Source organism: Gordonia amarae NBRC 15530 (assembly GCF_000241345.1).
Taxonomy (GTDB): domain Bacteria; phylum Actinomycetota; class Actinomycetes; order Mycobacteriales; family Mycobacteriaceae; genus Gordonia; species Gordonia amarae.
Genome location: NZ_BAED01000052.1, coordinates 1 through 26,142, shown reverse-complemented (window position 1 = coordinate 26,142; position 26,142 = coordinate 1). Strand labels below are relative to the sequence as shown.

At 69.4% G+C, this 26,142-nt stretch carries 27 protein-coding genes, 1 pseudogene and 1 riboswitch; of the genes and pseudogenes, 14 read left to right on the top strand and 14 right to left on the bottom strand.

The window, feature by feature from the left end; all coding sequences use genetic code 11:
* The first annotated feature begins 119 nt into the window (after nt 1-119).
* Together GOAMR_RS14920 and GOAMR_RS14915 are read left to right on the top strand one after the other, a co-directional pair.
* Nucleotides 120-2,243, top strand: a complete 2,124-nt coding sequence (locus GOAMR_RS14920) for an MFS transporter (protein ID WP_005189425.1) — start codon at nt 120-122, stop codon at nt 2,241-2,243.
* Complete coding sequence (locus GOAMR_RS14915; RefSeq protein WP_005189424.1) at nt 2,240-2,791, top strand: DUF2771 family protein; 552 nt, start codon at nt 2,240-2,242, stop codon at nt 2,789-2,791. The genes GOAMR_RS14920 and GOAMR_RS14915 overlap by 4 nt, the downstream gene beginning before the upstream one ends.
* On the opposite strand, the gene GOAMR_RS14910 is transcribed toward GOAMR_RS14915, so the two are convergent.
* Complete coding sequence (locus tag GOAMR_RS14910) at nt 2,788-3,213, bottom strand: cold-shock protein (protein ID WP_040515421.1); 426 nt, start codon at nt 3,211-3,213, stop codon at nt 2,788-2,790. The genes GOAMR_RS14915 and GOAMR_RS14910 overlap by 4 nt on opposite strands.
* 231 nt (nt 3,214-3,444) lie before the next feature.
* Between GOAMR_RS14910 and GOAMR_RS14905 the strand changes: the two genes are divergently transcribed.
* The 5 genes from GOAMR_RS14905 to GOAMR_RS14885 all read left to right on the top strand — a co-directional run bounded on the left by GOAMR_RS14905 (nt 3,445) and on the right by GOAMR_RS14885 (nt 6,706).
* Nucleotides 3,445-3,672, top strand: coding sequence for a hypothetical protein (locus GOAMR_RS14905; RefSeq protein WP_040515439.1), 228 nt, complete (start codon nt 3,445-3,447; stop codon nt 3,670-3,672).
* Nucleotides 3,673-3,682: 10 nt separating this feature from the next.
* Nucleotides 3,683-4,264, top strand: a complete 582-nt coding sequence (locus tag GOAMR_RS14900; RefSeq protein ID WP_050942744.1) for a flavin reductase family protein — start codon at nt 3,683-3,685, stop codon at nt 4,262-4,264.
* A gap of 11 nt (nt 4,265-4,275) precedes the next feature.
* Nucleotides 4,276-5,373, top strand: a complete 1,098-nt coding sequence (moaA, locus tag GOAMR_RS14895; RefSeq protein ID WP_005189416.1) for a GTP 3',8-cyclase MoaA — start codon at nt 4,276-4,278, stop codon at nt 5,371-5,373.
* 4 nt (nt 5,374-5,377) lie between these two features.
* On the top strand, nt 5,378-5,626 hold the full coding sequence (locus GOAMR_RS14890) for a hypothetical protein (RefSeq protein ID WP_005189414.1): 249 nt from the start codon (nt 5,378-5,380) through the stop codon (nt 5,624-5,626).
* Between the two features lie 246 nt (nt 5,627-5,872).
* Nucleotides 5,873-6,055: riboswitch (cyclic di-AMP (ydaO/yuaA leader) on the top strand.
* A 9-nt stretch (nt 6,056-6,064) separates the two neighbouring features.
* The gene (locus GOAMR_RS14885) at nt 6,065-6,706 is read left to right on the top strand and encodes a transglycosylase family protein (protein WP_005189411.1); all 642 of its coding nucleotides are present in this window, start codon (nt 6,065-6,067) and stop codon (nt 6,704-6,706) included.
* Nucleotides 6,707-6,827: 121 nt separating this feature from the next.
* On the opposite strand, the gene GOAMR_RS14880 is transcribed toward GOAMR_RS14885, so the two are convergent.
* From GOAMR_RS14880 to GOAMR_RS14865, 4 genes are read right to left on the bottom strand one after another with little or no spacing between them, the layout of a single operon-like run.
* Complete coding sequence (locus tag GOAMR_RS14880) at nt 6,828-7,268, bottom strand: molybdenum cofactor biosynthesis protein MoaE (RefSeq protein ID WP_005189408.1); 441 nt, start codon at nt 7,266-7,268, stop codon at nt 6,828-6,830.
* The gene (locus GOAMR_RS14875) at nt 7,265-7,780 is read right to left on the bottom strand and encodes a MogA/MoaB family molybdenum cofactor biosynthesis protein (protein ID WP_005189407.1); all 516 of its coding nucleotides are present in this window, start codon (nt 7,778-7,780) and stop codon (nt 7,265-7,267) included. The genes GOAMR_RS14880 and GOAMR_RS14875 overlap by 4 nt, the downstream gene beginning before the upstream one ends.
* 9 nt (nt 7,781-7,789) lie before the next feature.
* Entirely contained in the window at nt 7,790-8,287 is a 498-nt protein-coding gene (gene moaC, locus GOAMR_RS14870) for a cyclic pyranopterin monophosphate synthase MoaC (protein WP_005189406.1), read from the bottom strand.
* A 7-nt stretch (nt 8,288-8,294) separates the two neighbouring features.
* Nucleotides 8,295-8,507: a hypothetical protein gene (locus GOAMR_RS14865; protein ID WP_005189405.1), complete on the bottom strand. Its 213-nt coding sequence runs from the start codon at nt 8,505-8,507 to the stop codon at nt 8,295-8,297.
* A 43-nt stretch (nt 8,508-8,550) separates the two neighbouring features.
* Between GOAMR_RS14865 and GOAMR_RS14860 the strand changes: the two genes are divergently transcribed.
* From GOAMR_RS14860 to GOAMR_RS14850, 3 genes are all read left to right on the top strand, one after another.
* Nucleotides 8,551-10,878, top strand: a complete 2,328-nt coding sequence (locus GOAMR_RS14860) for a helicase-associated domain-containing protein (protein ID WP_005189403.1) — start codon at nt 8,551-8,553, stop codon at nt 10,876-10,878.
* A gap of 92 nt (nt 10,879-10,970) precedes the next feature.
* Entirely contained in the window at nt 10,971-12,167 is a 1,197-nt protein-coding gene (locus GOAMR_RS14855) for an RtcB family protein (RefSeq protein WP_005189401.1), read from the top strand.
* 117 nt (nt 12,168-12,284) lie between these two features.
* Nucleotides 12,285-13,937 (top strand): DNA repair helicase XPB, encoded by a 1,653-nt coding sequence (locus GOAMR_RS14850; protein WP_005189395.1) that lies wholly within the window; start codon nt 12,285-12,287, stop codon nt 13,935-13,937.
* A gap of 251 nt (nt 13,938-14,188) precedes the next feature.
* Here the strand turns inward: GOAMR_RS14850 and GOAMR_RS14845 are convergent, their stop codons facing one another.
* Nucleotides 14,189-14,728 carry a hypothetical protein gene (locus tag GOAMR_RS14845; RefSeq protein WP_244427424.1) on the bottom strand — a complete coding sequence of 180 codons (540 nt, stop codon included), beginning with the start codon at nt 14,726-14,728 and terminating at the stop codon, nt 14,189-14,191.
* Between the two features lie 21 nt (nt 14,729-14,749).
* Nucleotides 14,750-15,601, bottom strand: coding sequence for an LppU/SCO3897 family protein (locus GOAMR_RS14840; protein WP_005189389.1), 852 nt, complete (start codon nt 15,599-15,601; stop codon nt 14,750-14,752).
* A 35-nt stretch (nt 15,602-15,636) separates the two neighbouring features.
* Here GOAMR_RS14840 and GOAMR_RS14835 point away from each other — a divergent pair, with 35 nt between their 5' ends.
* Together GOAMR_RS14835 and GOAMR_RS14830 are read left to right on the top strand one after the other, a co-directional pair.
* Nucleotides 15,637-16,818, top strand: coding sequence for a pyridoxal phosphate-dependent aminotransferase (locus GOAMR_RS14835; protein WP_005189387.1), 1,182 nt, complete (start codon nt 15,637-15,639; stop codon nt 16,816-16,818).
* 60 nt (nt 16,819-16,878) lie between these two features.
* Nucleotides 16,879-17,517: an alpha-ketoglutarate-dependent dioxygenase AlkB gene (locus GOAMR_RS14830; protein WP_005189384.1), complete on the top strand. Its 639-nt coding sequence runs from the start codon at nt 16,879-16,881 to the stop codon at nt 17,515-17,517.
* A gap of 21 nt (nt 17,518-17,538) precedes the next feature.
* Here GOAMR_RS14830 and GOAMR_RS14825 read toward each other — a convergent pair whose 3' ends face one another.
* From GOAMR_RS14825 to GOAMR_RS14815, 3 genes are all read right to left on the bottom strand, one after another.
* The gene (locus GOAMR_RS14825) at nt 17,539-18,429 is read right to left on the bottom strand and encodes an oxidoreductase (protein WP_040515416.1); all 891 of its coding nucleotides are present in this window, start codon (nt 18,427-18,429) and stop codon (nt 17,539-17,541) included.
* Complete coding sequence (locus GOAMR_RS14820; protein ID WP_005189380.1) at nt 18,426-20,108, bottom strand: adenylate/guanylate cyclase domain-containing protein; 1,683 nt, start codon at nt 20,106-20,108, stop codon at nt 18,426-18,428. The genes GOAMR_RS14825 and GOAMR_RS14820 overlap by 4 nt, the downstream gene beginning before the upstream one ends.
* Before the next feature lie 239 nt (nt 20,109-20,347).
* Entirely contained in the window at nt 20,348-20,890 is a 543-nt protein-coding gene (locus GOAMR_RS14815; RefSeq protein WP_005189377.1) for a YceI family protein, read from the bottom strand.
* A gap of 160 nt (nt 20,891-21,050) precedes the next feature.
* Here GOAMR_RS14815 and GOAMR_RS14810 point away from each other — a divergent pair, with 160 nt between their 5' ends.
* Together GOAMR_RS14810 and GOAMR_RS14805 are read left to right on the top strand one after the other, a co-directional pair.
* Nucleotides 21,051-21,992, top strand: coding sequence for an ABC transporter ATP-binding protein (locus tag GOAMR_RS14810; protein ID WP_005189367.1), 942 nt, complete (start codon nt 21,051-21,053; stop codon nt 21,990-21,992).
* The gene (locus tag GOAMR_RS14805; RefSeq protein ID WP_005189364.1) at nt 21,989-22,789 is read left to right on the top strand and encodes an ABC transporter permease subunit; all 801 of its coding nucleotides are present in this window, start codon (nt 21,989-21,991) and stop codon (nt 22,787-22,789) included. Before GOAMR_RS14810 ends, GOAMR_RS14805 begins: the two co-directional genes overlap by 4 nt.
* A gap of 2 nt (nt 22,790-22,791) precedes the next feature.
* On the opposite strand, the gene pcaDC is transcribed toward GOAMR_RS14805, so the two are convergent.
* From pcaDC to GOAMR_RS25625, 4 genes and pseudogenes are all read right to left on the bottom strand, one after another.
* On the bottom strand, nt 22,792-23,955 hold the full coding sequence (gene pcaDC, locus GOAMR_RS14800; protein WP_005189355.1) for a bifunctional 3-oxoadipate enol-lactonase/4-carboxymuconolactone decarboxylase PcaDC: 1,164 nt from the start codon (nt 23,953-23,955) through the stop codon (nt 22,792-22,794).
* A gap of 9 nt (nt 23,956-23,964) precedes the next feature.
* Nucleotides 23,965-25,305 carry a 3-carboxy-cis,cis-muconate cycloisomerase gene (gene pcaB, locus GOAMR_RS14795; RefSeq protein WP_005189352.1) on the bottom strand — a complete coding sequence of 447 codons (1,341 nt, stop codon included), beginning with the start codon at nt 25,303-25,305 and terminating at the stop codon, nt 23,965-23,967.
* Between the two features lie 60 nt (nt 25,306-25,365).
* The gene (gene pcaG, locus GOAMR_RS14790) at nt 25,366-25,986 is read right to left on the bottom strand and encodes a protocatechuate 3,4-dioxygenase subunit alpha (protein WP_005189349.1); all 621 of its coding nucleotides are present in this window, start codon (nt 25,984-25,986) and stop codon (nt 25,366-25,368) included.
* Between the two features lie 2 nt (nt 25,987-25,988).
* Nucleotides 25,989-26,142 (bottom strand): annotated as a pseudogene (locus GOAMR_RS25625) (protocatechuate 3,4-dioxygenase subunit beta); the annotation flags it as partial.

The following is a 26,142-nucleotide window of genomic DNA, read 5'->3' as shown; positions in this document are numbered from 1 at the left end:
CCGCATTCCACTCGCGGCCCCGATGCGGCGCCGACGCGGACCTCCGTGCGCCCGCCGCGGGGCAACATCACCTACGTGGTTGCGGCATGCCGTCACACCTTTAGGGAACAATCGACAGTGTGAATCGACGCAACCGGCCGCCGCATCCCCGGCGCGAGGAATCCGGCCAGGCCACCACGGACGGTGATCGCCTCGGCCGGGCCGGACGGACGTCGAGCCTCGGCAGCACCACGAGACCCGGCAGTTCGTCTCCCGCCCCCCACAGCACCCCGACCACCCGCCCGTTCGACGAGCATCCGGGCGCGGTCAACTACCCGCCGGATCGCTCCGCTGACGGGTATCCGGCCGAGGCCACGCGGCGCAACTCCCGCCAGAGCGGACGCACCGGCACGGGCCGGGGCCCGGCCGACCAGGCATATCTGCCGCCGCCCACCCACAACCCGCACCTGTCGCCGTTGCACCACCGGCAGTCCCACGCTCGTCCGGGTGAGGAACCGACCGACCCGATCGCACCCGGTCAGCAACCGAACGGGCCGTCGACGAAGCCCACCGCCTCGCCGTCGAAGCTGACCGTCACCAGGGTGGCGGCGATGCGCGGCAAGTACTTCTCCAAGATGCTCGCCGACAAGGTGTATCAGGCGGCCACCGCCGACGGCGCCGACCGTTCCGGCATGACCGCGCTGACCATCCCGGTGATCACCAACTTCGCGGTCGACGCCGCGATGGCCGTCGCCCTGGCCAACACGCTGTTCTTCGCCGCCGCCACCGGCGAGTCGAAGGTCAGCGTGGCCCTGTATCTGGCGCTGACCATCGCCCCGTTCGCGGTGATCGCCCCGCTGATCGGTCCCGTCCTGGACCGGCTGCAGCGCGGCCGGCGCATCGCGATGGCCACCACCTTCGGCCTGCGCAGCCTGCTGGCGATCCTGATCATCACCAACAGCGACTGGAACTCCGCGTCCGGTCAGCTGCACTACGACCCGTGGGTGCTGTACCCGTGTGCGCTGGGCCTGATGGTGCTGTCCAAGTCGTTCGGCGTGCTCAAATCCGCGGTCACCCCGCGTGTGGTGCCGCCCGCGATCGACCTGCCCCGGGTCAATTCGCGACTGACCACCTTCGGCCTGATCTTCGGCACCATCGCCGGCGGCGCCGTCGCCGCCGTGTTCGAGATGCTGCTGTCCAAGCTGCTGCCCCTGCATCTGCCGGGCGCCCTGGTGTGGCTGTGCATCCTCGGCGTCGCCGGCGCCGTGTACTGCATGCGCATCCCGGCGTGGGTGGAGTCGACCGAGGGCGAGGTGCCCACCACCTTCTCTTATCACGGTGAACCCGCCACCTCGCCGCCCCCGCGCGACGACGCGCGCTTCACGCACGGCGCCGAAGGCACCGGCGCGGGTGCCGGCACCATGTCCGCACGCGGCAGACAGATGGCCGGCGCCATCGCGCAGACCATCCGTCAGCCGTTGGGCCGCGTGGTGGTGGCAGGGCTGTGGGGCAACGCCACGATCCGCGTCCTCACCGGCTTCCTCACCCTGTACATCGCCTTCTACGCCAAGGCGCAGGGCGAACAGTCCGGGCTCATGCAGCTCGCGGCCGTGGGCGCGGTCGGTGCCGCGGCGGGCGTCGGCAACGCCCTGGGCAACGGCCTCGGCACCCGCGTCGAACTGCGGAACCCGCCCCGCATCATCGTCATCGCCACCAGCTCGTGCTGCGCGATCGCACTGCTCGCGGCGCTGTTCGGGAACCTGTTCGGCGCGGTCGCCGCGGGCCTGGTGGCCTCGGGGATGAGCGCCATCGGCAAGGTGTGCCTTGACTCGACCATCCAGGACGGCCTGCCCGAGCAGTCCCGCGCGTCGGCGTTCGGGCGGTCGGAGACCGTCCTGCAGTTCGGCTGGGTGCTCGGCGCCGCACTCGGTGTGCTGCTGCCCACCACCCTGTCGATCGGTTTCGGCGTCGTCGCCGGGGTGATGGCGATCGGGACCGTGCAGACGATCCTCACCACCCGCGGATCGACGCTGGTCCCCGGTTTCGGCGGCAACCGGCCCGACTATGCTTCTGCGACCGGGGCCATCCACCGCCCCGAGGGAGCCCCGGGCACACATCCTCAGGGTCCCAGGGCCGCCCCGACCGACCGGATGCCCCCGGGTGACCGGACCCCCTCGACGGACCGGATGTCCCCGACCGACCGGGCGCGTCCGAGCACCCATCGCACCCATCCCACCGGCAGAAGAGGAAAACCCCGCACGTGAATCTCGGACAGCTGCGCAGTGGTGAACGCAAGGCGCTCGTGATCATCGCGGTGGTGGCCGTGGCCTTCGTGGCCATCGTCGGCGGCGCTGTGGCATTTCTCACCGACGGATTCACCGGACAGGACGAGGACGAGCATCCGCCGAAGGTGTCGCTGGCCGTGGGCGGGACGCTGACCCGCATCGAACCGGCACGCTGGTGCACCCTCGAACTCACCAAGTGCTCACCGGCCCGGATGGAAGAGATGAAGGTGCCCCGGGTGCCCGTTGAGGTGGGCGAATCAGTGGTGCTGTCGGTGCCGTCGTCGATCGCCGAGCGGCCGTGGAACGTGGTCGCCGAGTACCTGACCCCGCACGGCCCCACCCGCGACGGAGGTATCCGGACATCGGGCAGCACCTTCACGATGGTGCTGCACTCGCGCCCGGACTACATCCTCACCAACATCGAGATCCAGCTGCCGTCGATCAAGATCGACGCCGACGGCGTGCCGGTGGCCCGCGCGATCATCGCCGCGGACACCCGGCCCACCGAGTCCTACACCGGGGACTAGGCCTCCAGCTCGCGTGCCACGGCCCGAACGACCTCTGAGATGCGTTGTGCGGTCTTACGATCCGGGTAACGACCCTTGCGCAGGTCGGGCTGCACCTTGCCTTCGAGCAGGGTGATCAGGTCGGCCACCATGCCGTGCAGCTCGTCGGGGGTGTGCCGCTTGGCCTCTTTGCGGGCCTGGTTGCGGGCGGCTTCGCGGGTGTTGCGGGTGACGCTGGGTGCGGGGTCGAGAACGGTCACGTTGAGCGCCTGCGGACCGCGGCGGCCCGCGGCCATCCCGAACTCCACCTTCTGTCCGGGCTTGAGCGCCTCGACGCCCTCCGGGAGCGCACCGGCGCGGACGTACACGTCCTCGCCGCTCTCCTGCGACAGAAAACCGAAGCCCTTGTCCGCGTCGTACCACTTGACCTTGCCGGTAGGCACTGTGCTCACCCTCACCTGTGTCCGAAAAACCCTGCGCCCGAGGTGTTCGGACACAGTGAAAAGCGCCCGCTCCATCACAGATTCGGCTCCATGACTTCGAGCAAGGCGCATCGTCGCCACCAGTCTACCGGGCACCCGTACCCCCCGTCACGCCAATACCGCCGCCCCCAACGGTCACAGCCTGATGCCGGGCCACCCCACGGCTGTTCACGGTGTTCTACCGTGGTGGGTATGCACAGTGAGAGCACCGAACGCTCGCAGCGCACCCCGGTGGGACTGATCACCGCGGGTGTCGTCTTCGCGATCGGGATCGTCGCGGTCGTCGTGTTGTTCCTGACACCGGTCGTCGCCGACGGCAGCACGGCGCCGACATTCGTCTACCTGCTCACCATGTGCGCACCGCTCGGCTTTGTACTCGGCCTGATTTTTGCATTCCGTTCGGCACGGGAGATTCGGTGAGGATCGAAAGATGACACACACCACTGAAACGCCTTCGTCCAGGACACAGACACGACACCTGACGACCTTGGAACCCGCCGCGGATTCGGCGGTGCTGCGGCGCGCGTTCAGTTGCTTCCCGTCCGGTGTCGTCGCCATCTGTAGCCGCGTCGACGACGAACCGGTCGGGATGGCCGCGAGCGCTTTCACCACCGTCTCACTCGATCCGCCGCTGGTGTCGCTGTGCGTGCAGAACACGTCGACGACCTGGCCGAAGCTGCGGGGCGTCGCCGAGGTCGGGGTGAGCGTGTTCGCCAGCGAGCAGTCGGCCCTGTGCCGTCAGCTGGCCGGACCCGCGCACCTGCGCTTCGCCGGGATCGAACCGCTGCACACCGAGGCCGGTGCGGTGTTCGTGCCCGGCGCGGCGGCCAGCCTCTCGTGCACGCTGTACAACGAGATCCCGGCCGGCGACCACACCCTGGTGCTGTTGCGGATCAACGAACTCCACGCCGATCCCGGAGTCGAGCCGCTTGTGTTCCATGCCAGCGGGTTCCGCACTCTCGTGTCCCGCCCGTCCGAGGCCCGGGCCGGCGACGGGCCGTCGGGAACGTAGCCCGCTCACCGATGACCATCACCCCGCTCGGAATGCCACCGCTCCGCCGCATCGAGGCGAGTGCGGTACCGGCGCCTGCCGACGGCGCGGGGCTGATCGACCGCTACGGCAGAGTGGTCCGCGACCTGCGGGTCTCGGTGACCGACCGGTGCAATCTGCGCTGCACCTACTGCATGCCCGCCGACGGCCTGGACTGGCTCGGCACCGACGCCGTGCTGACCGCCGACGAGTTCATCCGGGTGATCACCGTGGCGGTGCGCGATCTCGGGGTGCGCAGCGTCCGCTTCACCGGCGGCGAACCGCTGCTGCGCCGCGACCTGGAGACGATCATCGCGGGTGTCGCCGCGCTGCGGCCGCGGCCCGAGATCGCGCTGACCACCAATGCCCTCGGACTGAGCCGCCGCGTCGACGGTCTGGTCGCGGCGGGACTGAACCGCATCAACATCTCGCTCGACACCGTCGACCCCGAACGGTTCGCCCAGGTCACCCGCCGGGCCCGGCTGCGCGACGTCATCGACGGACTGGCCGCGGCACGCGAGGCCGGCATCGGCACCATCAAGGTGAACGCGGTCGTCCCCGACCGGTCGGACCTGGCCCGGCTGCCGGAACTCGCGCGGTTCTGCCTCGACAACGGCTATCAACTGCGGATCATCGAACAGATGCCACTGGACGCCGATCACCGCTGGAGCAGGGCCCAGATGGTGACCGCCGACGACATCCTGGCCACCCTGCGCACCGAGTTCCCCCTCACCGACGACACCCGGCCACGCGGCAGCGCCCCGGCCGACACCTGGATCGTCGACGGCTTTCGGGCGGCGGATGGCGGACCAGCCCGGATCGGTGTGATCGCCTCGATCACCCGACCGTTCTGCGGCGACTGCGACCGGACCCGTCTCACCGCCGACGGCATGGTGCGCAACTGCCTGTTCGCCAACTCCGAGACCGACCTGCGGTCGATCCTGCGCGGCAGTGGCGGCACATCCACTGAGGTCGACGCCGCTATCGCGGCGGCGTGGCGGATCAACACCTGGGACAAGGCGCCCGGTCACGGTGTGAACGACCCCGGATTCCACCAGCCCGACCGTCCGATGTCGGCGATCGGCGGCTGAGACGATGCGGCTGACTGTCCGGTTTTTCGCTGCCGCGCGCGCGGCGTCGGGTACCGAGTCGACCGTCGTCGACATCGACCCGGCGATCACGCTCGGGGAGCTCGAGGATCTGCTCTCCGCGGGCAACGACGAACTGCACCGCGTGCTGGCCCGTTGCTCGTATCTGCGCGACGAGATCGCGTTCTGCGACAGGGCCGCCGGTGTCGGTGACTGCACGTCGCTCGACGTTCTCCCACCGTTCGCGGGCGGGTGACCTCACCTATTTCGTTGTGACTTTCATCACATCACGGCAAGATAACGAGACGGATACAAGTCGACTATCGACCCGTGAGCAGGGCGGACGCGATTTCCGTACCCAAAGGCCCTGGAACCATCCCTGAAAAACTTACGTCGACATGGGTGAATACCCGGAGCGAAAGCCGTAGTCTACGAATCGATCGTTCCACTAACGATCAACCGCACGAAACAAATACATAACGTCCGGACGGTCGCGCCGAGCCTCGCTCCACCCCCGGACGTGACACGAACTTTCAGGAGCGAGGACGGGGGACCCACCCTCATCACGAGACCGGGCATCGGACCACCGATGCCCTTGGGGTCAAGCCGGGTGCACGACACCTGGCCGAGCAACCTCTCGCTCGAACCCGACAGCTGACTTCGTAGGCGCGTGGAGAGAGGAATCTACACACCTATGTCCGGACGTCATCGCAAGCAGACAACCAGCACCGCCGGTAAGACCGTCGCCAAGGTCGCCCTCACCGGCGCCGTCCTCGGTGGCGGAGCGGCCCTCCTCGGCACCGGATCGGCCCACGCCGCCACCGACGCGGAGTGGGATCAGGTGGCTCAGTGTGAGTCCACCGGCAACTGGGCCATCGACACCGGCAACGGCTTCCAGGGCGGCCTGCAGTTCAGCCCCAGCACCTGGTCCGGCTACGGCGGCGGCGAGTTCGCCCCGAGCGCCAACCTGGCCACCCGCGAGCAGCAGATCGTCGTCGCCGAGCGTGTGCTCGCCGGCCAGGGCCCCGGCGCCTGGCCCGTCTGCGGAACGGTCCTGTCCGGCCCCACCCAGCGCAGCGCCCCCGAGGCACCCAAGCCCGCACCGCAGGCTCCCAAGGTGACCGTCCCGGACGCTCCGAAGGAAATCAAGAAGGTCACCGACAACCTGGCCAAGAACACCGGTGACGTCGAGAAGCGTCTCGACGAGGCCCTGAAGTCGCTGAACGTGCACCCCGAGATCACCAAGATGTGGGCTGCCGCCAAGAAGACCGGCTTCGAGCTCACCCCCGAGCAGATCGCCCTGTTCAACCAGCACGAGAGCCAGCTGCCCAAGTAAGCAGCGCTCCGCCACAACAGGGCGACACGCCCTCACATACAAAGGCCTCCGCACGTTGATGTTGTCCGTGCGGAGGCTTTTGCTATCCCGGACAGGCGCGCAGTGTGGAGAACAGCACCACTCAGGCGCAGCCGACCCATTCATCCGTGCCGTCGGCGAACGTCTGGTGCTTCCACACCGGCAACCGCGCCTTCACCTCGTCGACGAGACCCGCGCACAGCGCGAACGCCTCCCGTCGGTGATCGGCCGCCACCGCCACCACGAACGCCACATCCCCCACCGACAAGTCGCCTACCCGATGCGACACCGCCACCGCCCGGACACCGTCACCGGCGGCCGCGGTGACCTCCTCGACGACTGCGGCCAGCACCGAGGGGGCACTGGGATGCGCCGAGTACGACAGGGCGACCACGTCGTCATGGTTGCCGTCGTGATGGCGGACGATGCCACCGAATCCGACGACCGCACCCGCGGCACCGCCGGACAGGCCGGTCACCTCGTCCTCGTGCTCACGCTGGGAGATCGGTGCCTCGGAGACCGCGGTGCGGATCGGGACAGTCACGAGGTCGCCTCCGGGCGTGGATGGTCGCCTCCGGCGATCTGGTCGAGTGCGTGGTCGAGCACGGTCGCGAGCACCTCCAGCCCGTCGCGCACGCCGCCCGACGAACCGGGCAGATTCACCACGAGCGTGCGGTCGGCGATGCCGGCGAGGCCACGCGAGAGCATCGCCGTGGGCACCTTCGGTGCGCCGGCGGCACGAATGGCATCGGCGAGGCCCGGGATCTCGGCGTCGAGAAGCGGGCGCGTGTATTCGGGGGTGCGGTCGGTGGGCGAGAGTCCGGTGCCGCCGGTGGTGATCACCAGGTCGGCCTGTTCGAAGATCGCGGTGCGGATCGCCCCACCCACCGGTTCACCGTCGGCGACGACGGTACGTTCGGCGACGGTGAAGCCGCGCGCGGCCAGCCACTCCTCGATCAGCGGTCCGGTCTTGTCACGGTAGAGACCACGACTGGCCCGGGTGGAGGCCACCACCACGTGCGCGACCCGCCGGGGTTGTCCTGCTGCTGCGCTCATCGGGAGTCCTCACGGGGTGCGGTCGCGAAACCAGTCCCCCGACTTGCCCCCCGTCTTCGACAGCAGCCTGATGTTGTCCATCCGGGCGGCGCGGTCGACGGCCTTCACCATGTCGTGCAGCGTCAGGCCGGCCACCGCGACGGCGGTCAGCGCCTCCATCTCCACCCCGGTCTGACCGGACGTCGCGACGGTCGCGGTGACCGCGATGCAGTCGGTGTCGATGGTGAACTCGACGTCGACCGACGACAACGACAGCTGATGGCACAGCGGGATCAGCGAGTCGGTCCGCTTGGCGGCCATGATCCCGGCGATCCGGGCCGTCGCCAGCACGTCACCCTTCGGCAACTCACCGTCGACGAGCAGCCCGATCACCTCGGAGGTGGTGCGGAACGTGCCGCCGGCCACCGCACGCCGCCGCGTCGTCGCCTTGTCGCCGACGTCGACCATGCGGGCGGTTCCCGACCCGTCGATATGAGACAGGCTGGGCGTGTGCCCGGGGTCGCTCACCGTCGGATCAGCGATTGACGACGGTGTGCGACTGCACGAACGACAGGTTCTCCGCGGGCAGCGGGAACGTCACATCACCGAACGGCGACAGCGCACCGGGAACACTCGCGGCGAACTCGGAGACGGCGTGCTGATGGCCGCCCTCGTCGTCGACCGGCCAGCCGTTGTCGATGTAGTGATTCTTCTTCTTGGCGTGCTTGTTGTTGGCCACGACGGTCATTCTGCCATGAGCCCCCCGGGGCCGTGTCAGTAGAATCGGCCGAATGAGTGCGGATGATCAGCGCATCGGTCTGGCCGGGGATCTGGCCGCCCGATCCGACGACGAACTCGTCGCGCTGTTCATCGCCCGGCCCGATCTCGCGGCGCCCCCGCCCCAGGGTTCGGGGGTCCTCGGCCAGCGCGCGCTGTCGGCCGCGTCCATCACCCTCGCCGGCGAGGATCTCGACGTTCTGGCCGTCGCCGTCCTCGAACAGCTCGTCCGGCTCTCGACCCCCGATTCCGGTGTCCGCACCGTCCTTCCGGTGACCTCGACCGCGGTGGTCAAGGCTCTCGGCAAGCGCGCCGATCGTGCCGACGTGCTGAGCCGGATCGACACGCTGCGGCGGCGGGCGCTGGTGTGGGGCGGGCCGAAGGAACTGATGATCGGCGTGCACACCCCGGCGGCGCTGCCGTGGAAGGCGTTGCACCTGACCGGTCCGCTCGCCGGCCGCCCGACCGGCGAGATCCGCGCGCTCCTCGACGGTCTCGACGAGGGGCAAAGCGAGTTGCTCGGCACCCTCTCGCGCGGCCCGGCGCTGGGCCGGACCCGGGATGCCGCCGCCGACGCCGATCCGGCCCGCCCGATCCCCCGGCTCATCGCGCTGGGTCTGCTGGCGCGCGTCGACGAGCAGACCGTCGAACTGCCGCCGATGGTCGGGCAGTTGTTGCGCGGGGAGGCACCGATCCGCGCCGACGATCTGCGCCGGCCGGCACCGGAGGCCGCGACCTCGCGGTTCTCCGCCGCCGATGTGGAGGCCGCGGCCGGCGGTGAGGCGATCGAATTGCTCCGGCACACCACCACGGTCCTGCGGATCCTCGGGGCCGCCCCGGCCGCGATCCTGCGGTCCGGTGCGCTCGGCGTGCGGGAGCTGCGGCGTGTCGCGAAGGCCGCCGATCTCGATCCGCAGCGCGTCGGGCTGATCGTCGAACTGCTCTCGCACGCCCGGCTCATCGACTCCGGTCTGCCCGATCCCCCGCCGCCCGGCGACACCGGCGAGCAGTATTTCGCGCCCACCGGCGCCGCCGACGCATGGCTGCATCAGGGTCCGGACCGGCAGTGGTCGGTGCTGGCGTCGGCGTGGCTCGACATGCCGCGCAGACCCTGGCAGATCGGCGCCCCCGACCGCGACGGCAACGCGCTCGCCGCCCTGTCCGCCGACCTGTTCGACGCGTACGCAGCGGTGCAGCGCCGCACCATCCTGGAAACCCTCGCCGAGGCCGGCCCCGCGCGGGCTTGGGAGGTGACCGACCTGTGCGAGGTGCTGGTGTGGTCGCACCCGCGGCAGATGCGCAGGCTCACCCACCGCGTGGTGTCCGAGACGCTGCGGGAGGCACGTGAGGTGGGTCTGGTGGCGCACGGCTGCCTGACTGCGGTGGGCCGCACCGCCCTCGCACCCGACCGGCCCACCGACGACGCGGCGCTGGTCACCGCCATGCACAAGGCGCTGCCCGAGCCCGTCGATCATTTCCTGACCCAGGCCGACCTGACACTGATGGTGCCGGGGCCGATGACCCCGGAACTGGCCGAACAGGTCGAACTCGTCGCCGACCTCGAATCCGGCGGCGCCGCATCGGTGTACCGGATCACCGAGGCCACGGTGCGGCGCGCCCTGGACACCGGGCGCGGCAGCAGCGAACTCATCTCGATGCTCACCACGCATTCGCGTACCCCGGTCCCGCAGTCGCTCACCTATCTGATCGAGGACGTCGCCCGCAGGCACGGGCAGTTGCGGGTGGGTGTGGCGTCGTCGTTCGTGCGGTGCGAGGATCCGGCGACGCTGGCGGCGGTCCTGCGCAGCGACGTCGCGGGCCGCCTCGCGCTGCGGGCGCTGGCCCCGACGGTCGCGGTGGCGCACGCGGAGGTGCGGGAGGTGATCGAGGCGCTGCGCGGCGCGGGTTTCGCTCCGGCGGGCGAGGATTCGTCGGGTGCGCTGGTCGACCTGCGGGAAACCGGCAGCCGGGTCGGCGCGTCGCGGCGTCCGCGGCAGGCCACACCCCGCCGGGCCGCGGCCACCGAGGAACAGTTGCAGAAGGTGATCAGCCGGCTGCGGGCGAGCGACCGTGCCGGCGCCGTATCTTCCACCGGCACACAAGGTCAGCCGGTCCGCGCCACCGATGGTGGCGAATCGGCCACCGCCCTCATCCAGCTCGCGCTGCGCGCCGGCCGCAGGCTCCTCATCGGCTACGTCGACTCGCACGGGTCGGCCAGCAAACACGTGGTGATCCCCAAGACGCTGGGCGCCGGTCAGCTTCTCGCCGAGGAGGCCGGTGTCGATGACCCGCGCCAGTTCTGGCTGCACCGCATGACCAGCGTCGAACTCCTCGATTCCTGACGCATCGAAAAGCCTTGGACGGCATCGGTGTACGTGTCGTACGGTGATCTGCGCCCCGCACGAGGCGGGTGCACCAGAGTTCAGGAAGAGTCATGAATACCAGCTTTCCCGTGCCCCTCTCGGGCGCCAAGGCATCCACGCTGCTGTGGACGGACGAGGAGTCCATCGAGCATCAGGCTCGTAATCAGCTGCGCCGGGTGTCCGAGTTGCCTTGGGTGCACGGGGTCCGGGTGATGCCCGACGTCCACGTCGGCAAGGGCGCGACGGTCGGCTCGGTGATCGCGATGCGCGATGCCGTGTGTCCGGCCGCCGTCGGTGTCGACATCGGTTGCGGAATGTCGGCCGTACGAACCGATCTCACCGCCGACGACCTGCCCGACGACCTGTCGGGTATCCGGTCGGCGATCGAGGCGGCCGTGCCGGTCGGGTTCCAGTCGCACAAGACGCCGGTGAACGTGCGCACCCTGCGCGTCGGCCGGGGCTGGGACGCCTTCTGGGGCCGGTTCACCGACCTGCATCGCGGTGTGCGGCAACTCGATACCCGGGCCGGTAGGCAGCTCGGCACCCTGGGCGGGGGCAACCACTTCGCAGAAGTGTGCCTCGACGACGAGGGCGCGGTGTGGATAATGCTGCACTCCGGGTCACGGAACATCGGCAAGGAACTGGCCGAGCGGCATATGTCGGTGGCCGCGAAGCTGCCGCACAACGCGGACCTGCCCGATCGGGACCTGGCGGTCTTCCTCACCGGAACCCCGGAGATGGACGCCTACCGGCACGACCTGGACTGGGCGCAGGAGTACGCGGCCCGCAACCGGCAGGTGATGCTGGCGCTCATCTGCAACGCGATCCGCGACAGCTTCCCCACCCGCGCAGTGCGTTTCGACGATCCGATCAGCTGCCACCACAACTATGTGGCCACCGAGACGATCGACGGCCTGGAGCTGCTGGTGACCCGTAAGGGCGCCATCCGGGCCGGGGCCGGCGACCTCGGCCTGATCCCGGGTTCGATGGGCACCGGATCGTACGTGGTCCGGGGCCTGGGCAGCGAGCAGTCGTTCTTCTCCGCATCCCACGGAGCGGGGCGGCGGATGAGCCGGTCCAAGGCACGCAAGCTGTTCACCGAGGAGGACCTCATCGCCCAGACCCAGGGCGTCGAGTCCCGGAAGGACCGGGGTGTCGTCGACGAGATCCCGGCCGCCTACAAGGACATCAACGAGGTCATCGCCGCCCAGACAGACCTCGTCGAGGTCGTCGCCCACCTGCGCCAGGTGGTCTGCGTCAAGGGCTGACCCGGCCGCCCCGCACTCCTTGAGTGTGGGGCGGCTTCGTCGGTAACCCGGACAATGACAAGGTCCACGTGGCGCCCCCGGTGGCCAGGCAACCGGCGGATCTGGACAATGGATCGGGTGACCGATGGACCCCTGATCGTGCAATCCGACAAGACGCTGCTGCTCGAGGTGGATCACCCCGACGCGGGTGCGGCGCGGGCGGCGATCGCGCCGTTCGCCGAACTCGAACGTGCCCCCGAGCATGTGCACACCTATCGGGTGACACCGCTGGCGTTGTGGAACGCCCGGGCGGCCGGTCACGACGCCGAGCAGGTCGTCGACGCGCTGGTGAAGTATTCGCGGTACGCGGTGCCACAGCCGCTGCTGATGGACGTCATCGACACCATGGGCCGCTTCGGCCGACTGCAGCTGGTCAAGAACCCGGCGCACGGGCTGACGCTGGTGAGCCTGGATCGCGCAGTGCTCGTCGAGGTGATGCGCAACAAGAAGGTCTCCCCGATGCTGGGCGCGCAGATCGACGACGACACCGTCGTCGTGCACCCGTCCGAGCGGGGCCGGCTCAAGCAGGTTCTGCTCAAGATCGGTTGGCCCGCAGAGGATCTCGCCGGGTACGTCGACGGCGAGGCGCACCCGATCGCGCTGGACCAGACCGACTGGCAACTGCGTGACTATCAGGAGCTGGCCGCCGACTCGTTCTGGGCGGGCGGGTCCGGCGTCGTGGTACTGCCGTGCGGCGCGGGCAAGACGATGGTCGGTGCCGCGGCGATGGCGAAAGCCGGTGCCACAACACTGATCCTGGTCACCAACACCGTCGCCGGCCGGCAGTGGAAACGCGAACTGGTCGCCCGCACTTCGCTCACCGAGGACGAGATCGGCGAATACTCGGGCGAGCGCAAGGAGATCCGGCCCGTCACCATCGCCACCTATCAGGTGATGACCCGCAAATCGAAGGGCGAGTACAAGAATCTCGACCTGTTCGACTCCCGAGACTGGGGCCTGATCATCTACGACGAGGTGCATCTGCTGCCCGCGCCGGTGTTCCGGATGACCGCCGACCTGCAATCGCGGCGTCGCCTCGGACTCACCGCCACCCTGGTGCGAGAGGACGGCCGCGAGGGCGACGTGTTCAGCCTCATCGGTCCCAAACGCTACGACGCGCCGTGGAAGGACATCGAGGCGCAGGGCTGGATCGCACCCGCCGACTGCGTCGAGGTGCGCGTCACCCTCACCGACGAGGAGCGCCTGCAGTACGCGGTCGCCGAGAACGACACCAAGTACAAACTCTGCTCGACGGCGCACACCAAGGTGAACGTCGTCAAAGCGATCCTCGCCCAGCATCCGGGTTCGCAGACGCTGATCATCGGTGCCTACATCGACCAGCTCGAAGAACTCGGCCACGAACTCGACGCCCCCGTGGTGCAGGGTTCGACCCGCAACAAGGAACGCGAGATCCTGTTCGACCGGTTCCGCTCCGGCGAGATCTCCACGCTCGTGGTCTCGAAGGTCGCGAACTTCTCCATCGACCTGCCGGAGGCGTCGGTGGCGGTGCAGGTGTCGGGCACGTTCGGCTCCCGCCAGGAGGAGGCGCAGCGTCTCGGCCGGCTGCTGCGCCCCAAGAAGGACGGCGGGCAGGCCCACTTCTACTCGGTGGTCTCCCGCGACACCCTCGACGCCGACTACGCCGCCCACCGCCAGCGTTTCCTCGCCGAACAGGGCTACGCCTACCGCATCACCGACGCCGACGACCTCCTCGGCCCCGCCATCGGGTAGTTGTCGCCGACATGATCGGCTCACCGGGTTTCGAGGCTCGGTCGCTGGACGACCTCACACCTCAACCGACAAAGTGGTCGGCCTTCCCACCGGACGCCTCACCGGGATTCGAGGCCTCGACCGGCGAGGTGGTCGGCCTTCCCACTGGACGTAGCCGTCAAATCAACCACCAGCCGGTTGAGGTGTGACGAGCCGCTGGGCGAGGAGCCTCGAAACCAGGTAAGCCGACGATGTCGGCAACCCCAGGCGACCTACGCCTGACCCTGTTTCAACAAACAGTAGCCGACCTTGATCGGGCTGTCGTAGCTGATGGGCAGCTGGTTGCCCTCACAGTTCGGGGTGCCTTCGCTGCGGGTGGTGGCCTTGAAGATCGCTGATCCGTCCTTCGGGCCGGCGTCGCAGGCGACCTTCTGGTAGTCGGCGAGGATGCCGCTGCCCATCGGGATCTGGTAGCACCCGTCCTTCACGAAGTTGGGCGTGATGCACAGCCGCGACTTGTCGTCGAAGGTGAGGATCGAGTAGTTCTCGCTGGCGCACTTCTCGCCCTCTTTGAGCACCGAGGCCGCGTAGAACGTGAGCTTGTCGGCAGAGTCGCACGACGCCTTGTCGACGTCGACCTTGGTCTCCTTGTCACCGCCGCCGGAGACTGTCACACAGTCACCGATCTTCGCGTCGGCCGCCTTGCCGACCTTGGTGTCGTCGCCACCACTGCCGCACGCGGACGCGAATCCCACCACGGCGAGCGCCGCACACGCCGCCGAAACCCTTGTCAGCACTGTATTTTTCCGCATTCCCGTCCTAGCCCTCACCGATCAGCTCTGCCACTCGTCCGTCACTTCGGCCAAACAGTATCCCGCGGGTGTCGGCTTCGCCAGATAGAGCGGGGCCTGCCCGCTGTCGCAGGTCGGCCGCGACGACATCTTGGTCTCCACGCGCAGCACCCGGGCACCGGTCACCGTCGGTGCCGAACCGCACGGCGCGTCGTCGAAATCGGCGAGTGCGGTGTCGGTTTCGACAGTCGGGAACTGGTAGCAGCTCCCCTTCTGCATGATCGGCGCCAGGCACAGCACCTTGCCGTCCCGGTCGCCGCCCAGGCCGGTGAACCACAACTGCGAATAGTCGCCGCAGGCAGTACGGTCCTCGGTCTTGCTGACCACGGCGAAGTGAAAGTCGGTTGAACCGCAACTGACCTCGTTCGCCTTCACCGCGGAACCGGCCTCGCTGACGCGCAGACAGTCCCCGATCGCGACGTCGCCGGAATCGGCCACCTTGTCCTTGGTGGCGGCCACCACCGCGACGCCGAGCAGCGCGGCCACCAGCACCACACCGATGCCGAGCGTGATCCACAGCCCTTTGTGCGACTTCTTCGGTGGGGCCGGGTACGGAGCGCCGAATCCCGGAGCCTGACCGTACGGGGGCACCTGCCCGAACCCGGGCTGTTGCGGAGCCTGCCCATACGGATACGCCTGCCCGTATCCGGGCTGTTGCCCATACGGCTGCTGTCCCTGCGGCTGCTCGAACTGTGGCTGACCATATGGCTGCTGACCGTACGGCTGGGGCTGCCCAAACGCTCCGTGCTGTCCTGCCGGCGCCGGATAGCCACCGGGCTGCGGCGTTCCCCGCGGATCGTACGGTCCCGGGTAGCTGGGCGGTGGAGTGGTCACGTGCGTTCATGTTACCGGCCTCTAGCCTTGACACCATGAGCACCAACCCCCGCGCCGGCATGGTCGAACGCCTCGTCCCCTTCTCGACGACGATCTTCGCGGAGATGTCGGCGCTGGCGGTGGCGCACGACGCGATCAACCTGGGGCAGGGTTTCCCCGATACCGACGGACCGGCGTCGATGCTCGCCGCGGCGGTCGAGGCGATCAACGACGGCCAGAACCAGTACCCGCCCGGCATCGGGGTGCCGTCGCTGCGGCAGGCGGTGGCCCGGCATCAGCGCGAGCATTACGGTCTCGACTACGACCCGGACACCGAGGTGCTTGTCACCGTCGGTGCCACCGAGGCCATCGCCGGCGCGATCGTCGGGCTGGTGGAGCCGGGCCGCGAGGTGGTGATGGTCGAGCCGTATTACGACTCGTACGCGGCGACGGTCGCGATGGCGGGCGGCGTCCGACGCACGGTGCCACTGGTCCCGGACGGCGACGGTTTCCGCCTCGACCGCGACCGCCTCGCCGCGGCGTTCACCCCGGCGACCTCGGTGATCCTGGTGAACTCGCCGCACAATCCGACGGGCACCGTGCTGTCCGACGACGACCTGGCCGAGATCGCCCGGCTGTGCATCGACCACGATGTCGTCGCGGTCACCGACGAGGTGTACGAGCACCTGCTGTTCGACGGCCGGACGCATCGTCCACTGGCCACGTTCCCGGGAATGCGCGAACGCACCCTGCGGATCTCCAGCGCCGCCAAGACCTTCAACTGCACCGGCTGGAAGGTCGGCTGGATCAGCGGCCCACCCGAACTGGTGGCGGCGGCGCGGGCGGCCAAGCAGTTCATGAGCTATGTGGGGTCGGGGCCGTTCCAGCCGGCCGTCGCGCACGCCCTGGACACCGAGATGACCTGGGTCACCGAGTCAGCCGTGCGCCTGCAACATCAGCGCGATCTGCTCGCCGCGGCCCTGACCGACGCCGGTTTCGGGGTGCACCGCAGCGAGGCCACCTATTTCATCTGCGCCGACCCCCGCCCGCTCGGTTTCGATGACGCCGCGCAGTTCTGCCGTGAGCTGCCCGCCACGGTCGGTGTCGCCGCCGTCCCGGTGAGTGCGTTCGTCGACGACCACGACTCCTGGCGCCACCTCGTGCGCTTCGCCTTCTCCAAGCAGGAACATGTCATCGCCGAGGCCGCCGACCGCCTGCGCAAGCTGCGCCCCCACTGACACCGACGCACCGATCCCGCAATTCGCACACATTTTCGATGGGTCTGCTACGGTGGTGCCATGGCCACCGGCATCCAGGGTTCGCTCTTCGCCGATGCTCCGGCACTCGGTAGCGACAGCGGATTACGTTCTCTCACCGCGGGTCTCACCCGCCGCGAGCTGTCCGGCGGCGCCTGGGTCGAGGTGCGTCCGGGCTGGATCACTGGCGCCGACGCACTGTTCGACGACCTGCGCGGCTCGGTGCCGTGGCGGGCGGAACGTCGCAGGATGTACGACCGCGTCGTCGACGTGCCGCGGCTGGTCGCGCACTACCAGCACGACGAGCGGCTGCCGCACCCGTTCCTCGACGAGGCTATCGGCGCGCTGAGCGCCCACTATCGCGACGAACTCGGCGAGGATTTCGCCACCGCCGGCCTTGCCCTTTACCGCGACGGCTCGGATTCCGTTGCCTGGCATGGTGATCGGTTCGGCAAGGGCGCCACGCACGACACGATGGTGGCCATCGTGTCGCTCGGTGCGCCCCGGCACCTGCTGCTGCGTCCTGCCGGTGGCGGCGCGTCGCTCAAGTTCACCCTCACCTCGGGCGACCTGCTGGTGATGGGCGGCAGCTGCCAGCGCACCTGGGAACACGCCGTCCCCAAATCCCCCGGCGCGGGCCCCCGCATGAGCATCCAGTTCCGTCCCCTCGGCGTGTGGTGAGACGAACGTGGAATTACCGTCTTACACGGTGAAATCGATGCCGGTGAGGCGTTCGGATTCGCGCCACAGGCCCTCACGGATGGCCTTGTCCTTGGCGCGGGGCGCGTACCCGGACTTGACCGGGGCACCACGCAGACCGAACAACTGCTTGGGGCCGAAGAACGTGCCGGACGGGGCGTCGGGGGTGGTGGCGGCCAGCAGGGTCGGCAGGGCACCGTCGGCGGACGACTGGCCGATCGGCAGCACGGTGAGCTTCATGAGCGGCCCGTAGATGCTCTCGGTGTGCCCCGTCAGCGACGTCGACGCGATACCCGGGTGGGCGATGAACGACTTCTTGTCCGAACCGGCGTCGCTCAGGCGTTTCGCCAGTTCCAGCCCGAACATCAGATTGGCCATCTTGGAGTCGCCGTAGGCCTGCCAGCGCCGGTAGATCCGTCGTTCCCAGTTGAGGTCGCCCAGGTTGATACGGCCGAGCAGGTGCATCCCCGACGACAGGGTGACGACGCGGTCGGTGATCTTGGGCAGCAGCAGCGCGGTGAGCGCGAAGTGACCGAGATGGTTGGTCCCCATCTGCGATTCGAAGCCCTGCGCGGTGCGGCGCAGCGGGACCGCCATGATGCCCGCGTTGTTGATCAGCACGTCGGCGCCCTCGACGGTGTCGGCGAAGGCACGCACCGAGTTGAGGTCGGCCAGGTCGAGTTCGCGGACAGTGGCCGCGGCACCGATCGCCGCCGCGACGTCGTCGGCCTTGGCCGTGTTGCGGCAGGCGAGCACCACCTTCGCGCCGTGGCGGGCCAGCGCCTTGGCGGTCTCGGCACCGAGACCGCTGTTGGCCCCGGTGATGATCACCGTACGGCCGCTCTGATCGGGAATGTCGTCGGCGGACCACGGCTTTCGCGAGGGTTCAGTCATATACGTAGGGTACGGCGCGCCGGACGCAGAATCGACGACAGCATTTCCGACAGCGTCGGCGGATCGTGCGGCAGGAACTCGACCGGCATGAACAGTTCGGTGGGTTCCTCGCGGCCGCGCACCACCCGGGTGCCCACCGACCGCCAGTGCCGGGCCTCGCCCTCGGACGCGTGCACCGCCGCCGCGTTGGCCAGGACGGAGCCGTTGACGGTCTTGGCCAGGTCCGACAGCCGGGCACACTCGTTCACCGGGTCGCCGATCACCGTGTACTCGTAGCGACGTTCGGAGCCGATATTGCCGGCGAAGGTGGTGCCGAAACACACCCCGATCCCCCACTGGATGGGCAGTTCGCCACGCAACTGCCGGGCCAGCTCACGGGCGGCGGCCAGTGCCGCCGCGGCCGGATTGGGGTGCTCGACGGGCGCACCGAACACGGCGAGCGCGGCGTCGCCCTCGAACTTGTTGATCAGCCCGTTGTGCCGGGTCACCACCTCGTCGACGATCGTGAAGAAGGCGTTGAGGACCTCGGCGGTCTCGCGCGGGTCCTGGTGTTCGGCCATCGACGTCGACCCGAGGATGTCGACGAACAGCACCCCGACGTCGGCCTTGGTGCCCGACCTGCCCCGGCCCGAGATCATGGCGCGTTCGGCGACGGTGTCGCCGACGTGCCGGGCGAACAGGTCGCGCACACGTTCGCGTTCCTCGAGCCCTTCGACGAGGTCGTTGAAGCCGTGTTGCAGCACACCGATCTCGGAGGAGTCGTAGACGGCGACGCGGGTGTCGAACTCGCCCTGGTCGACCTTGAACAGTGCCTGCCGCAGTTCCATGAGCGGGTCGGCAATGGACCGGGCGACCAGCGCGATCACGCGGCTGCCCGCGGTGACGGCGACGATCGCGAGGATCACGGTGGCCCAGTCCATGCGGCCGTGCGGGCGGGGCAGGATGTCCAGGCCGCGGCCCACGTTGAGAATGATCAGACCCACCAGCGGCACCGACGAGCCGACCGCCCAGGCGGCGAGCAGCCGGGCCCGCACGCTCTGCATCGCGTGGGTGGCCGGATAGTCGTGCAGGGCGACGACGGCCAGCGGGCGCAGGGCACGCTCGGCGAACAGGAAGGTCAGCGACCCGCTCGACAGCGCCGCCAGCAGGAACGCGACGGTCACCCCGATGATCCGGTCCGCCGTCACGCGTTCGGCGACGAGGATGTACACACCGACCGCGCAGAACCAGGCCGTGACGGTGGCCAGCACCTGCCCGAACGGAACGTGCTGGACCGCCTTGCGCCGATCGTGGTCGGCGATCGAGCCCGTGCGGAACCAGCGCACCTGCGGACTCAGCATCGCCAGCCCGAAGACCACGTTCAGCACCAGGCCGACGAGGACAGCGGCGACGATCGCCGGAAAATTGGACGCGCCGATCGTGGTGTCGTAGGTGAGCACACCGCCGTTGAACGCCAGTTGTACCAGCAGGAAGGTCTCGATACTGATGGCGGCGTTGCTGAGGACGATGACCACGATGGAGATGACCGTGGCCCGCTTGGCCAGCCGGTTGCGGGTGGCGATGTCGAGGCTGCCCCAGTCGACGACGGGTTCTGAGCTCCAGAGCAGGGCTGCGATCTGCCGGCCGAATGCCGACCGTTGCATCGGGCGCCTGGAGGCAGCCCAGCGCGGCGCCACCATGCGCCCTCCTCGCGTGCCCGTTGTCAGTAGCCGGTGCCGGGGTAAACGACTACCCGTAGTAGGAGCGTACCCAATCACCGGACCGCCCGGTGATCCATGCAACCCACCGGGTTGCGTGGCGCCCTACGCCACGATGATCTCACCATGCGATCACCGCGACGCGGGCGGATTCACCCGGGGAGACGCAGATCGGCCGGCGGCGCCGAAGGCAGCCACCGGCCGAGCAGGGGTAACGCGGATCAGGCGCCGAGTCCGGCCTCGATCGCCAGGGTGATGGTGATCTTGTCGCCGACGACCACGCCGCCGCCCTCAAGCGGCATCTCGAAGTCGACTCCGAAGTCCTTGCGGCTCAGGACGGTCTTGGCCTCGAAACCGGCGACCGGACCGGCGCCCATGCCGGGGTTGACCCCGTTGAACTCCAGTTCCAGGCTGACCGGCTTGGTCACACCCTTGAGGGTGAAGTCGCCTTTGAGGACGTAATCGTCGCCGTCGGCCTCGACGTCGGTGGAGACGAAGGTGGCCTTGGGGAACTTCTCGGCGTCGAAGAAGTCGGCCGACTTCACGTGGCCGTCACGCTGCTCGTTGCGGGTGTTGATGGAGTTGACGTCGATCTCGGCCTGCACCGACGGGGTGCCGTCCTCGGCGACGGTGACGGTGCCGGAGAAGACATCAAAGGTGCCCTTGACCTTGCTGACCATCAGGTGCTTGACGGAGAAGCCGATCTCCGAGTGGACGGGGTCGATGGTCCAGGTGCCGGCGGGGATGGGAGCGGTGACGGTCATGGGGGATGTTCTCCTTCTGGGTTGTGATTCGGACTCGCGGTCCGTGATCTTCACTCACTGTAAACGGACTCCGGTCCGATTACATTCCCCTCGGGAAAGATTTTTTTGCACAGTACGGTGGAGACGGACTGTGCACCGCAAAATCGGCGAGAGGAACCGCGTGCAGCCCCCTGCCATAGCCGTCGAGAACCTCACCAAACGATTCGGCGCGTTCACCGCCGTCGACAATCTCAGCTTCACCGTCACCACGGGCCGGATCACCGGCTTCCTCGGCCCCAACGGGTCGGGCAAGACCACCACGCTGCGCATGCTGCTCGGCCTGATGCGGCCCACCTCTGGACGCGCAATCATCGGCGACCGGCCCTACGAGGCCATCCCCCGGCCCGCCGGTGTCGTCGGCGCCGCGCTGGAGGCGTCCAGCTTCCATCCGGGACGTACCGGGCTCGGGCACCTGCGGATGCTCGCCCCGCAGGTCGGCGTCGGCGACGCCCGCTGCCGCGAGATCCTCGACTTCGTCGGACTCAGCGACGCCGTCACCAAGCGGGTCGGCGGCTATTCGATGGGTATGCGCCAGCGTCTCGGTCTGGCCGCAGCCCTGCTCGGCGACCCCCAGATCATCATCCTCGACGAACCGACCAACGGCCTCGACCCGCAGGGCATCGTGTGGATCCGCGAACTGCTGCGGTCGCTGGCCGCGCAGGGCCGCACCGTGCTGGTGTCCAGTCATGTTCTCGGCGAGGTCCGCAGCACCGTCGATGACGTGGTGGTGATCGGCGGCGGCAGACTGCTGCACGCGTCGTCGCTCACCGACTTCGAAGGACTTGCGCGGCAAGGGGTGGGCGTGCGCACCCCCGCACCCGAGAAGCTGCTCGCCCTGGCCGAGGAACGGCGGTGGCCCATCTCCGAGGGACCCGCGGGGTTCCGCATCGACGACGTGGACTCGGCCACCATCGGGTCCGCCGCGTACGCCGCGGGCATCGAGCTGCACCAGCTCACCGACATCGGCGGCGACCTGGAGACGGTGTTCCTGCAGTTGACCGCAGGCACCGACCGGTCGGGGGGCACCGACCGATCCGGCACACCGGTGGGGGTCGCACAGTGAAAAGCGCATTGCTGGCCGAGTACCGCAAGTTCACCTCCACCCGCATGTGGTGGATCCTGCTGATCGGCCTGATCGCCTACCTGGGTTTCGTGGGTCTGGCGATGGCATTCTCGATGACCGTCGACAACGACGACGCCGACGCCACGACGCTCACCGGTGCCGCGCTGGCCCGGTCGATCTACGCCCTCGTCTCCCCCATCGGCTACGTGTTCCCGCTGGTCATCGGTTCTCTCGCGGTGACCGCCGAGTTCCGGCACAAGACCATCACCGCCACCCTGCTGGTGGAGCCGCGGCGCAGTGTGCTGCTGGGTGCCAAGCTGCTCGCGGGCATCCCGATGGGTCTGGTGTATGGCGTGGCCGCCACCGCGACCGTGGTGCTCACCGCCGCGCCGGTGCTGGCCTGGCGCGGCGACGGCGCGTTCCTCGGCGAGACCGAGACCATCAAGGTGATCGTGTTCTCGGTGATCGTGATGGCGCTATGGCTGATGATGGGTGTGTCGATCGGCTCGGTGCTGTCCAATCAGGTCGCGGCGATCATCGTGCTGCTGGCGTTCACCCAGTTCGTCGAGCCGATCGCCCGCGTCGCCCTCGCCCAATTCGACGCGACGGAGTCGGTGGCCAAGTTCCTGCCGGGAGCCTCCGCCGACGCACTCATCGGGTCGAGTTTCTACGCCAACACCGGCGGCACCGCCATCGAACTGCTGTCCCGCCCGGCGGGCGCGGCGATGATGATCGCCTACATCGTGGTGCTGGCCGTGATCGGCCGGGTCACCACGTTCAAGAAGGACATCGGCTGACGCTAGTCCGTTTCCAGGTCGGCCAGCGCCGCCCGCCCCAGCGCGAAGGCACGGTTGCTGTTGGGGACGCCGGCGTACACCGCCGTGTGCAGCAGCACCTCGGCGATGGTGTCGGCTGACACCCCGGCGCGCAGGGCGGACCGCAGGTGCATGTCGAGTTCGTGTTCGTTGCCCACCGCGGTGAGGATCGCGATGGTCAGCAGGCGCCGCTGCTCCTGGTCGAGGCCCGGCCGGCACCAGATGTCGCCCCATGCGGTCCGGGTGATGAAGTCCTGGAACGGGGCTGTGAACTCGGTGATCGTGGCCGTCGACCGGTCGACGTGGGCGTCGCCGAGCACGCTGCGGCGCATCGCGTCACCCGCGGCGTGGGCGGCCTCCCGGCCCGGCAGGTAGCCGTCGGGGACGTTGATGTGGGCGCGCAGCAGGGCACACACGCGGCCGGCCTGTTCGACATTGGCCAGGTGCGCGGCCGGGTCGAGGGCGACCATCCGGGCACCCTGGATCCCGTCGGCGAGTTCGGCCATCACCGACGGCGGTGTCGACGGGTCCTGCTCGCCCGCGATCACCAGGGTGGGGGCGACGATCCGGCCCAGGTCGGCGCGCGAATCCCACAGCGCGAGGGCCTCGCAGCAGGCGGCGTAGCCCTCATCGGGGGTACCGGTCACCATCGCCAGATGCCGGGTGATCAGGTCAGTGTCGCGGGCCGCGAGCCCGGCGGTGAACCAGCGGCCGACGACGGCGTCGGCGATCGACTCGGTGCCGTCGGCGCGCACGGCCGCGGCCCTCTCGGTCCAGCTCGCGGCCTCACCGAACTTGGCGGCGGTGCACAGCAGGGTCAGTGACCGCACCCGCTCGGGCCGGGTGATGGCCAGGTGCTGGGAGACCGCACCACCGAGCGACAGCCCGACCAGGTGCGCCGAGTCGACGCCGAGTTCGTCGAGCACGGCCAGCACGTCACCGGCGAGGTCACCGACGGTGTACGGGCCGTCCGGAACCGGCGAGCCGCCGTGCCCGCGGTGGTCGACGGTGACCACCCGCGCCCACGCCGACAGCGCGGCCACCTGCGGCCCCCACATGTCCCGGGTGGAGCCGAGCGAGCCGAGCAGCACCACCACAGGTGCGTCGTCGGGGCCGGTCACGTCATAGGCGGGCAGGATCGGGGTCACGGTCTCTCCTCAGAGGTCGTCGGGGTCGGGAGCCGAGAGCACACGGTCGACAATGCCACCGGCATGGCCGAGATAGCCGGCCGGGTCGAGCAGTTCACGCACCGTCGCCTCGGGCAGGAACTCGGTGATCGCCTCGGCGTCGGCCAGGTCGAGTCCCGCGGCGCAGACCGCGGTGACGCGCGCGCGGGCGTCGGGGGTGTGTTCGGCGAGGGCGACAGCCACCCGCTCGGCCAGCAGCGCGCCGTGCGTGACCTGCAGATTGCGTGCCATCGCGTCGGGATGCACCCGCAGGTCGATGAGGCTGTCGGCGAGGCGCGCGGCGGCGCCCGCCGCGGTGCGCAGCAGGTCGGTGAGCGGTTCCCATTCGGCGTGCCAGGGGCCTGCGGCGCGCTGGTGTTCCTGCTCCATCGACGCCAGCACCGACGCCACCAGCGCCGGTACGCGACGGGCCCCGGCGCGGGCGGTGATCGCGGCCACCGGATTCTGTTTGTGCGGCATCGCCGACGACCCGCCCGAGGCGGCCTCGGTGACCTCCCCGATCTCGGTGGCCGCCAGCCACACCACATCGCCGGCGATCTTGCCGATCTCCCCTGCCGCCGCGCCGACGGCACCGGCAAGCAGCCCCAGCGGGGTGCGATCGGTGTGCCAGGGCACGAGCGCGCGCGGTAGCCCGAGTTCGTCGGCGAGGGCGTCGGCCACGTCGAAGCCGTGCGGGGCGAGCGCGGCCAGGGTGCCCGCGGCCCCGCCGAACTGCACCGGCAGCGCCGACACCTGCCGCGACACCTCGGCGCGGGTGCGGCGCAGCCCCGACAGCCACGACGCCGCGACCGCCCCGAACGTGGTGGGCAATGCCTGCTGGCCGAGCGTCCGCGCCACCATCGGGGTGTCGCGGTGGGTGCGGGCCAGGTCGGCGCACGCCCGTTCGGCGCGCGTCAGGTCGGTCACGAGCAGTGTGCCCGCGCGGCGCAGCAGCAGCACGAGGGCGGTGTCGAGGATGTCCTGGCTGGTGGCGCCGCGATGCACGTGCGCGGGCGGCACGTCCGGGTGCAACGCGGCCAGCGCCGACCGCAGCACCCCGACCAGCGGGATCACCGGGTTGCCGCCGGCCATCGCCGCCGCGCCGAGCGCGGCCGGGGTCAGGCGCGGATCACCGGCCTCGCGCAGGACAGTGATCACCGTGTCGATACGGGTGGCCGAGCCCTGCGGGATCACCCCCACCGCGGCCTGCGCCCGCGCGAGCGCGGCCTCGACGGTCAGCAGGGCATCCACCCACGACGCGTCGTCGAGCACGGCGGCCGCACCGGACGCCCCGAAGATCGGATCGAAGAGTTCACCTCGGGTTCCGGACACGGGACTCCTTCGCACGGTCGGTGACGGCTGTCGGGTTCGGTTCTATCAGGGCGGGCCCGGTTACAGCGTGAAGAACGGCGTCTCGCCCGAACCCGCGTCCTGCACCCGGATCTCGACGCGGTAGCCGGCGTCGGTACGGGCCGCGATGAGCCGGTGCCGGTCGGCTTCGGAGACCTGCGCCAGCACCGGGTCGGCGCCGTGGGCGTCGGTGTCCTCGGGAAAGTAGATCCGTGTGAAGAGCCGGTCGAGGGTGCCGCGCGCGAACACCCCGACGTTGATGTGCGGGGCCTGTCCGGGCAGCGCCCCCGGTTTGACGGTCCGGATGGTGGTGAAGCCGTCGTCGCCCGCGAACGCCCGGGCCAGGTGGCGGAACCCCGCCGGGCTGACCGGCTGTGGTCCGCGCGGGTCGGAGTCGCCGAGGTGCCCGGCAGCGTCGGCCTGCCACGTCTCGAACATCGCGTCGGCGATGGGGGTGCCGCCGCCGTCGTAGGCGATCAGGGTGATCTCGACGGCGCCGGTACCCTCGGGGGCGGCCTGCCAGGCGTCCTCCCAGCCGGGGTGCAGCCCGATGTGGACGTACGGCCCGACCGTCTGCGACGGGGTCAGCCCGGTCGGGACCTCGTCCTGCGCACGGCTGAACACGGGGTACCGCGGGGCGTCGGGATTGCCGGTGTCGATCATGCTCAGGCCTCCTCGAAGGGGGTTGCGGACGCGCCGCGCAGGACGATGTCGAAGCGGAAACCAAGCGCCCAGTCGGGGCGGGTGGCGTCGTAGTCGAAGGTGGCGATCATGCGTTCACGGGCCGCCTCGGGAACCGCGTTGTAGATGGGGTCCTGG